The organism is Candidatus Trichorickettsia mobilis (assembly GCF_034366785.1).
GTDB lineage: Bacteria > Pseudomonadota > Alphaproteobacteria > Rickettsiales > Rickettsiaceae > Trichorickettsia > Trichorickettsia mobilis_A.
This window is the reverse complement of record NZ_CP112944.1, coordinates 1-10,000: the sequence shown is the minus strand read 5'-3', so window position 1 is coordinate 10,000 and position 10,000 is coordinate 1. Positions and strand designations below refer to the sequence as shown.

9 protein-coding genes are annotated in these 10,000 nt (G+C 31.5%); 8 read left to right on the top strand and 1 reads right to left on the bottom strand.

The window, feature by feature from the left end; translation table 11 throughout:
• The 4 genes from Trichorick_RS08600 to Trichorick_RS08585 all read left to right on the top strand — a co-directional run.
• A partial coding sequence (locus Trichorick_RS08600) for a hypothetical protein (RefSeq protein ID WP_323739248.1) occupies positions 1–766 on the top strand: 766 nt, incomplete at its 5' end.
• Between the two features lie 105 nt (positions 767–871).
• Entirely contained in the window at positions 872–2,281 is a 1,410-nt protein-coding gene (locus tag Trichorick_RS08595) for a hypothetical protein (protein WP_323739247.1), read from the top strand.
• A 74-nt stretch (positions 2,282–2,355) separates the two neighbouring features.
• The gene (locus tag Trichorick_RS08590) at positions 2,356–2,928 is read left to right on the top strand and encodes a hypothetical protein (protein ID WP_323739246.1); all 573 of its coding nucleotides are present in this window, start codon (positions 2,356–2,358) and stop codon (positions 2,926–2,928) included.
• 49 nt (positions 2,929–2,977) lie between these two features.
• Positions 2,978–5,215, top strand: coding sequence for a tetratricopeptide repeat protein (locus tag Trichorick_RS08585; protein ID WP_323739245.1), 2,238 nt, complete (start codon positions 2,978–2,980; stop codon positions 5,213–5,215).
• 10 nt (positions 5,216–5,225) lie between these two features.
• On the opposite strand, the gene Trichorick_RS08580 is transcribed toward Trichorick_RS08585, so the two are convergent.
• Positions 5,226–5,645, bottom strand: coding sequence for a helix-turn-helix domain-containing protein (locus tag Trichorick_RS08580; RefSeq protein WP_323739244.1), 420 nt, complete (start codon positions 5,643–5,645; stop codon positions 5,226–5,228).
• A gap of 363 nt (positions 5,646–6,008) precedes the next feature.
• On the opposite strand from Trichorick_RS08580, the gene Trichorick_RS08575 reads away from it, so the two are divergent.
• The 4 genes from Trichorick_RS08575 to Trichorick_RS08560 form a co-directional block, all read left to right on the top strand.
• The gene (locus Trichorick_RS08575) at positions 6,009–7,514 is read left to right on the top strand and encodes a DnaA N-terminal domain-containing protein (protein ID WP_323739243.1); all 1,506 of its coding nucleotides are present in this window, start codon (positions 6,009–6,011) and stop codon (positions 7,512–7,514) included.
• Complete coding sequence (locus tag Trichorick_RS08570) at positions 7,511–9,145, top strand: autotransporter domain-containing protein (RefSeq protein ID WP_323739242.1); 1,635 nt, start codon at positions 7,511–7,513, stop codon at positions 9,143–9,145. Before Trichorick_RS08575 ends, Trichorick_RS08570 begins: the two co-directional genes overlap by 4 nt.
• Before the next feature lie 322 nt (positions 9,146–9,467).
• Positions 9,468–9,644 (top strand): hypothetical protein, encoded by a 177-nt coding sequence (locus tag Trichorick_RS08565; protein ID WP_323739241.1) that lies wholly within the window; start codon positions 9,468–9,470, stop codon positions 9,642–9,644.
• Positions 9,644–10,000: ankyrin repeat domain-containing protein (locus Trichorick_RS08560; protein ID WP_323739240.1), on the top strand; the 357-nt coding region annotated here is incomplete at its 3' end. The genes Trichorick_RS08565 and Trichorick_RS08560, both read left to right, overlap by 1 nt.

The following is a 10,000-nucleotide window of genomic DNA, read 5'->3' as shown; positions in this document are numbered from 1 at the left end:
TAAAAAAACTAAAAAACACAAAGATTTTAATATCTGTACTACGTTAATCAAAGAGAAACTAAAGACTTTATCGCAAGAGAAAGCCGATAAAGCCCGAAAGTTTGCTTATTTCTTATTTTCAAAAAAACTGGCTAAGGGTTATGCCGCTAGTCTCGATAAAAATGAACTAGCAAAACAATTTATTCATCACGCAGCTACTTGGAAGCCAACAAAAATTTACTGTAACTCTAAAGATAAACAAATAGATACAGCATTATCAGTAGCTTGGAAAGCAGTGGTAAAAGGAACTTGGCAAGCTCCGTTAGAGTGGAATAAAGCTCAAGCTTTACAGCACGAATATATTGATTACCGTAATAAGTATCTGGAATCAGGAATTTTATCACAGGAATTAAGGTCATTAGAATCAACAGTAAAAAACGTACTAGGCATTGATAATTCTAACCTGTCTGGAAGAATTACTACATACGTAACAACTTTATTATCTGCAAATAAAGTAACTAACACCACAGAAGATCATGCAACTGAAATGATAGGTACAAGTAGTTATAAGCTTTATGATCATTCAGCTCCGGTTATGCCACTAAAGTGTGTTGAGGATAATCATTCCACACTATTACCAGAAGAAGCTTTGCGTCATAGTTCTAAGATAGATAATGCTGAAGAAATAAGTAATAATGACATAAAACTAGAGCCATGCATAACAAATGATTTTAAGAAAATAAATTCTACCTTAACTAAAATTATAAACAACTTAAAAAAGAAATAAAAAAGTTAATTAAAATCAATAACATTAACGCTTTATTAATTATTCTGTTGTATAAAAATCACTAGGCTGTTTTGTAGCATAAGAAAATTAAGATACTAGACATTTATGACTATGAACAAAAGAAACTTACCACATCTTACTAAGTTTAAAAATAATTCATTAATAATATTGATTGTAATTTTCATTAGTTATGGAATTTTGATATTCTTTCTATATCAGTATTACCAAGATAAAGTTGAGGTAAAAAAATCCCAAATCCTTTATGATAATTACAACAAAATAGCTCATGTTAGTGTAAATAAGATTACTTCATTATTACAACATTTATCTGGCAGTCTTGAAAATAAGGATTTTTCAATTAGCAGTAATACTAGAGATATTGAAATATGTCTTGATAAGTGTATAAATTATAACGTTTTCCGTTTTGGCGCTTTAATAGATCAATGTGTTCCAGATTTTATTCATTACAGAATAGAATTAAATAAAAAATTTCTTTACGCGAATTTTAAAGAACAAAATTACCAAATAGAAAAAATATATCATATCAACAGCCGAAATCAATTTAGTATCAGTGTATCAATTGACGATATATTTTGGGAGAAAATAAAAGCAGAAATTAAAGAACCTGTTTTGCTAGTAACTTTGGCATTTGGAGTTAATGCCTTATTATTGTACATTTTATATAAACTCTCAATTAAATATCTTAACAATGCTTACGCGTCTGATTATCAAGATAATTATAGAAAAGAATTAGAGAGGCTTAAGTATGAGCAGCAACAAGAGTTAAAAAATTGTAAAGCATCTTTGATGAATAAGATTTGGAATCTAAATTTTAGTAAACAAAAAGATTTAGAGATCAATTGCTTGTTCGCTATGGAAGCTAATAAAATCGCTCTAATTAACGAGAGTTTTGATAGTAATCAAGAAAATGTAATTAAGAATTGTCGTCTAGAAAATTCTGATGATCAAGTTCCATGCTCTATAATCCTATATCAACAAGATAAAATAGAGGAAATTAATGTTACACAGTTAATTGACTTATTAAATGATAGATTTGAACAGGAAGATGAAAATATAACCATAAAAATTACCAGTAGAGTAAAAGAAGTTTATTTTGCTTCTAAAGCCTCATTATATCAAATTATTTATAGTTTAATTAGTTATTTAATTTTTATGATAAATAAACAATCACCTACAGCTAAACACAATATCGGATTAGTTATAGATAATATAGGAAGATTAGTACAACTACGTTTTGAGTACGACGGGTTTCCTATTAGGGAAGAAAAAGAATTATTAAAAATGTCAAATTATTTTTTTAAGACACATGCTAATCCTTTTTTGTTAAATGTGACTCAAGTCTTTAACACATTAAGAATAAACGGATTTGATTGCAATGTAAGCCATGACCGGCTTAATGTTATAGATATTTTCAAAAAAAAACAGATAGATAATCAAAAAATGACAACACAAAATAATGTAATTTTTCTATCTCCCTTTATTGAGAAAAAATGAAAAAATGTACATAATTTTGAAGTTTAATTTTTTACAGCTGTATAACTACTTTAGTAAATAAGTTTGGTAAAAAAATGAGTAAAGACTTAATAAAAAATACTAAGCATTACAGTATTGCTTTACTGTCTATTGAAGCTAATTTTACTCAGAATTTAGTAAAATTAGCGCAAGAGAATTTTGCTGATTATTATGATGGTTATATTTTAAATGATAATGCACTACCTCATATTACACTTTGTAATTTTACTGCTGTAGAAGAATCAATAGGCTTAATATGGGATTTAGTGAAAAAAGAGTTGTTTAATGATAACCTAATAAGATTTAAGGGTATTTATTTTGATATTGAGCATAATCATAATAAAGAATATATTTGGACAGGATTATCTGTGGTGAGACTTAGTAGTATAATAAGATTACAAGAAAAGATTTACGCTCTATTATCAGCTCAAGATGGTTGTCATCCATTAACCTTATACGGTGATTCCTATTTCCCGCATTTAACTTTTGCTCGTCTTAGAAATATGGATACCATAAAGACTTTAAAATATATTGATAATAATATTTTTATAAAAACACATATATTTAGAGGGTCACTAGGAATTATTGATAAGAATGGAGTATATCAACAACCCATCTTTCAAGCTTAATCATTTTACTCATGAATAAACATCAAAATAACGTATTGTATTATTTCAAATGAATAAGTATCTGTTATTAATTATACTACTAATTACTAATAAGGAGTTATTTGCGCATGGACAAATATATAATGTTGTTACTCCAGTTAGTTATTTTGTAGATCATATAAAACAACTAAATACTTTAAAAAGTTACTTAAGCAAATATAAGACGGTAAGTGTAGTAGGTACAAGCGGTATAGGTAAAACACAACTTATCAGAACTTATGTATATGATAATAAAAACCAATATAAATTAATTTGGTTCTTTGATTGTAACTTAGATTTAAACAAAGAATTTTTAAAATTAGCAAAACAACTAAATAAATATTACGATGCTGGCATATCGGAGGAAGCGGAATTATCAAAAAAAGAGGTAATGCAATTTTTAGTAAAAAGAAGTGATTGGCTGTTAGTATTTGATAATCTAATGATAAATAAAAATGATAAAGTTCAAGATATAATAAACTGGGAGCATAATGGCAATGTTATAATTGCATCTCAAGATAATGAGAGTTTACCATATACGGTTATTATAAATTCGTTTGATAAAAAAGATGTAGTAACTTTAGCAGAAAATTTATTGGATAATGGTAGTTCAGAAGATGTAGAGTTTCTTTATTCTGCCTTCAAAGGTTATCCTATTTTAATAGTACAAGGGGCTCAATTATTGAATAGAGTGAAAGGATTAAGTAGGGATGAATATAAGAAAAAGGTTTATCAATCTGTAGATAAAATCAAATTAAATATTGAATTAGCAATTAAAGAGTTACCGACTTCAGCAGTTAATTTATTAAGTAAGATCGCTTTAATCAATAATCAGGCTTTTTCAAAAAATTTATTAAAAATCATAACTGATTATCCGGATAATTTAGAAAATGATATTTTTCAATTATCCAAATTGATGTTGATATCTAACGTTGAAGCAAATGAACAAAACCCCATATTTGAAATGCATGATATTATTTCACAGAAGGTATTAGAAATAGATAAAGATAAAAATAATAAAAAACACTTGGAGGATATTCTTACTAAATTAATAGATTTTATGCCTAACAATATTTTAGAAGGGCATCGGTTTAGACAAGAAGTAAGTATAAGTGAAAATCTTGAAATAATTTTAAAAAACGCACAAGCTTATCATGCTGATATTTATAAAATCATGATATTAAACGCAGTTTTGCTTACTGATTATATTAACAACTTTGATTATTATAGTGCAGAAGAGAGTATAAATTGGTTTAATGATTGTGATAACAAAAGGAAATTTAATTATTTTTTTATGAGTAATGAAGAAAAACGTGCATATGGACAGTATTTGACAAATATCGGAGGTTATCATAAGAGAAGATTTGTTGATGATAATACAGCGCTTAAATATTATCTAAAAGCCAAAAAAGTATTCGATGATGTAAAAGGCCATGAGTCAATAAAATGCAATTTATACTATAATTTAGCATTTGCTAATATTTCATTAGGGTATATTGATCAAGGAAAAAATTATATTAAGATGGTTGAACAGTTGTTTGATCATGGTTTGGTAGATAGTAGCGATAGAGTATTATTACATTTGGCTAAGGTAAGATTATTTTTTATCCAAGGGGAATATTTTAATGCACTTAAAGAAGCTAATATAACTATAGAAGCGTTTACTAAAAATGGGATTGATTCTAACGATTTACTGCTTACTAATATTTATTTGCTCAAAGCTGAAGTATTAAATGTTATAAAAAAGTATGAAGCGGCTTACGTACAAACTCAGCAATTATACAAGATGTATAAGCCAGTAAAAAAAGAAGATCATGAGGTATTTGGTCGTATTTATACACAGATGGCTAGAAGCGAGTTAGGACTAGGGAGACAAAATAAGGCTTTAGCTCATATTAAGAAAGCCATAGCAATATTTTTATCTGATGATAGAAGAAATCCAAAAAAAGCCGATTATCCTGAGGATCCAGATTTAGCAGCTAGTTATGTGGTACAAGGCGATATTTTCTTTGTTCAAGATAATCTTAAACAAGCAATAGAGTTTTATAAAAAGGCTCAAATTATATATTTTTATTTATATAGAAACAGAAGTAAAAATATTGCTCATATAAGCCATCTATATACACAAGGAGGTAAGGCCGCTTGTAAAGCAAATGATTTATACAATTACAAAATTTTTAGTGAAACTCAAGTTAAAGAATTTGGTGTAAATCATCCAAATACGGTTACTATGTTTGAATATTGTAATCAGCATGAGATGGATTTGTGATTTAAAAAAACTAAGATTTATTATACTTGTCTACAATCCAATGAATAAATCTATCATCGATACAAGGAGGATCGATTTTAATAGCGTATTGATATATTTCTTTAATTAGAGCATTTAATTTATCAATCGTAAAGCTTAAGTCCTTTTCTATAATTACATTAACTGTTGCATCAGTAACTTCACTAAATATCTTCATTTGTTCTTTGTTTAAAGCATCAATATTTACCTCATTATCTGACAATATTGATTCTAAAGAAACGTCTAGAGCTCTAGCAATAGAGCGTAAAGTATTTGCGCTAGGATTTTTAGATGCTCCAGTCAAAATGCTATTAATAGTATTTTTATTTAATCCAGTCGTTTTTTCGATATCTGAAAGTGTCAAATTTTTTTGCGACATCATTTCAGAAAGCTTGAGTTGTAAGTTAGCCATATGTTCTTAATTCTAACATTATTTAAATAGCTAGAATGATACAGCAGAAAGTATAAAACTTAAACAATAAAATACTTTTAGAATATAGTTTATAATCACCACATTTAGTAAAATAATTGAACTTTATATATTTAACAAATAATGGTTTACTTTACTATTTATATAATATAGTATATTTACTATATTATATAGTACGAAATGCATACTATATATTTTAAAGACGTGAGTCCCAATGAGATTAAAGAAAATTAAAAGTATAGAATAATTGAGATACAAATAAAAAAACCAGCACTCTCATAGGTCAGCAAACTTAAAAGAGAATACTGGTTTAAACACACAACGTTCTAACAAACGCAGGTAACTATGCTTATAACACAAAACCATTCCGGCTGCAATAGTGCAGGCGGTGTGACTGACAATATTTCTCTCAACGGGAATATAGTACCGCATATCTGGTATCATAAGCTAACTCGTGCAGGCGGAAAGTCTGATACGGTAGCTATTACCATTCTATCCGAATTAGTATTTCTACATCGTTATCAAAGTAACAGCGAATTTCAGTTAAAGTTCTCATACTTCAAACAAAAATTCAATTTTGGTCTATCTCAAGTTAAAGCAGGAATAGTTAGGCTTGAAAAAGCAGGTCTGGTTAAGCGTGATCTTAGAACTGTACGTATGTATGGTAGATTATTCACGAACGAACTGTTTTTGATACTTAATATTGTAGAAGTTTTAAAACTTACAGATCAACCGCAGACAAAAAAATTTCTCTTTAGTGATCGAAACGAGGATAACGGATGCAAAGAAATTTCTACGGATAATATAGATAAGAAATATCTAAAAAAGAAATCTAGATCTAATTCTGAAAAAAATGATTTAAAGAAAAATTCAAAACAATTGGAATTAGCAACTCACACCCTTAACACAGTTGCTTCAACAAACCTTGAACAATCACAAGCTTTTTCTTACAATCAGAATAATTCTCAAATTACTCCTGAAGCAAACGCTTCCTCGAATATCCATAGATCTAGTGCTTACACTAGCATCACCCAAAGTTTGGGTAAAAAACTAGCCGAGTTTTATCCGCTTGTGCAAGACGATGCTGATGTGCTAACCGGCAAATCAGGTCGTAACTTTGATTTGAATTTCATCAATCAATTAATGCTGAAACTAGCAAGTAAATATCCTGATCGTAAGTTCTTTAGCAAGAACTCAGTATTAAGCTATATGGGTAAGATATTGCTACACGAGATTAGAGATGCGGTTCAAGTCAGTAACGGTAACTTCAGATTTATTAATGCTGACGAACAGTCATCCAAGGAAAAATACCTACAAGCGATTGAAGCTATTACCGCTACCGATAATATTTCAAAATTAAAACGTAAAATAGCAGGAATTTTTAACATCGACCTAGCTTATTCATTGATCAACGGCACTAACTATAAAGTCGATAATGACAAACTAGTCGTTACTACCGCGACAACATTAGATCTAACTGCTCATCAACAAGATCTTTTGTTGCAACAGGTGCAATCAGTATACGGCGATCATATCAGATATCTGGATATTACAGTATTGACTCCTACTGCTACCAAACAACAAACAACTTCAACAACCACAGCAATATTTGAAGGAGTATGGGGCAAGATTAGAGAAAACCTTATTGATTATTACGGTTCCGGCGGACTCGGTCTTGATAAGTCATGGTTTAGCAAATTAACCGCTGAAGAAGATTCGATGCGTAAACAACTTACTTTAAAAGCACCGAGCAGATTCATTAAGGATTGGATACAAAGTAATTATCTACAGCTAATCAATAAGATTTGCTTGCAAGAAGATTATCAATTAACAGGAGTGGTTGCTATATGAACAGAAACTTTAAGTGCCATTTAATTAAAATCGCTCTTGCAATTAGTATCCTCAAGCTTGTTGCTGCAAGTAATACATATGCAGCAGATATTAATCCCGAGATAGCAAATATCGGTTATTGGTATAGCGATGAGGACGTAAGAGGAGTTATTGCCAACCGTCTTGCGGGTAAGGTTTATATTGCTCCTGCGGTGCCGAATTCTCCGGAATTGATTAACGATGTAGCTGCCGCAGCTCTAGGAGAAGCAAGAGCCGGTAAACCAGCTCTTATTCCGGTTAATTTAAACGACAATCACTGGACGGCTATTGCTATTAGAACAAAAGAGAGCGGTGATATCGTGGTATTTTACAATGATTCGTTCGGCAGTAGCTTTGGAGACGGTAATTCAGAAAGTGGCCAATATATTGAAGCTATTAGACGCCTTGTGCCAAATGCCGAAATTATCGATCTGCAAGTTCATCAACAAAATGATGGATCAAGTTGTGGCGCATTTACGGCTGAGAATCTTATTCTACTTGCCTGGCTTGATCAGGCAAACCTAACACCGGAGGCGGCAAGAGCAGCTCTTGCCGGCATTACCGATGCAAAAGCTATTCGTATCCTGCATTTAAATAGTTTAGGTAGCTTATATGAAAAGATCATAATAAGTGATGATATAGCAAATAGCCAACTTGCCAAGAGTAATATAGAGACCGTCACCGAGCTGGCTTTTAATGAAACGGCTAATTTATCATCTATACTAACAAACCGTCTATCATATCTTCATTTAGCCGATAACCAAGGCACGGGAATATCTGCGGGGGATGATCCGCTAAATTACGGTGTGTGGCTAGCGGGAAATCTAGGTAACGGATTATTTAAAGGCAAAGATTCCGGCAAAATAAAGCATAATGTGGGCGGAGCTACTATCGGTTTTGATAGCAAAATTGATGAGGACACAACTCTAGGCGTTGCAGTAAGTTCTAATGCTGGTAGCTTAAAACCAAAAACTAATACTAACAATAGTCATACTAATTTCTCTACAAACACTCGCTCTATAATCGGTTCTGTTTACGGAAGTATACAAGCGGATGAGCGGTTAGTGTTAACCGGTAATATCGAATTCGGTAAACTTTACGGTAAGACCAAATATAAATCGTTCTTAAACCAGGATAACGGCTTCAAATTAAAGGGCGAGCTTTTCGGTGCAAATATCGGTGCTAATTATTATTTACCTATAGCTTCGCTAGTATTAGTGCCGAGCCTTACCGGCTCTTATGAGGGAGTAAAATTTGCCGCTATTAAACAAGGTAATTTAACTACCGGTAAAACCGGTATTCAAAAATTCTCTATTACTCCGGGCTTGTCTCTTGCGACTATGTTTGAGTACGACAATTTTCAACTAATTCCGCAAGTTTCAGCTCAGTATAGTAACTCACCGCTTATTAAAACAAAAAAACTTAATCTAAAGAATGCAAGCGGCAGAATTCTCTCTAGCAACAAAATCTCTATTGCTAAAGATTCATATAATTTGGGTGCAAGCTTAACTCTATCTTCAAGCAGAATTGAAGCGAGTATTGGATATGAGAGAACCGGGCAAAGCAAATACTCAGGTAGCACCGGCTATATTAAATTTAGAGTGAATATTTAGCATGGAGGATAGCAAATTGGATGCTGAGTATGGCGAGGCAGAAGTGAAGATCAGCAAAACACTACCGGTTAAATAGAGAGATTAACCGGTAGTAACCAAACAACGAGGAATACTATAGCAAATAATATTCTCCCGATATCTATATGGTAACCTGGATAGAGAAGTGTGTCAATACAGTGACAGCTAAAAAAAATATAAGAATTAAATAGAAATATAATTAGCAAGCATGTTTAAAGAAAAAACGTCGCTTAATAAAGAGCAAGAAGTAAGAGTAAAAACAAACGCATAAAACAACGCTGCCGGCATAAAAGAGAGTCGTCATATGAATGCAGATGATAAAGAAAGTGAGACAAGCCAAATAAACAAGCAACTGGTTGCCGAACTTAAAGCCACGAGAACGGCAATAGAGCTGCTTCGTGATGAGATGGAAGAACTGCACTTACTGATAGCAGAGCTGTTTCAACATATAGAAAAAAAGAACGAGAGAGATAACCGATAATGATAACACCGATAATCAATAACGATAATACAAATAAATTTTGCTTTAGAAGATTCTTAATCGCATGCGTAGTTAGTACTCTTACTTTAAGCGTGATAACGATATCGACTAACCGAGCCTGTGCTAAACAAGAGATCGTTAGCCGAGTGCTAGAGAAGCGACTAAACCTCGTAATCAAGCAAAATAACGTTGTCGAGCTAAGTAAGATTTTGGATCAAGGAGTAAACGTCGATACTAAGAATCGAGACGGACAAACCTTGTTAATGATAGCGGGTGCTAATCCGGGATCGTTTTCGATAATGAAACTATTGCTAGAACGAGGAGCAAATCCCAATGAACGTAATTCAAAAGGTAAT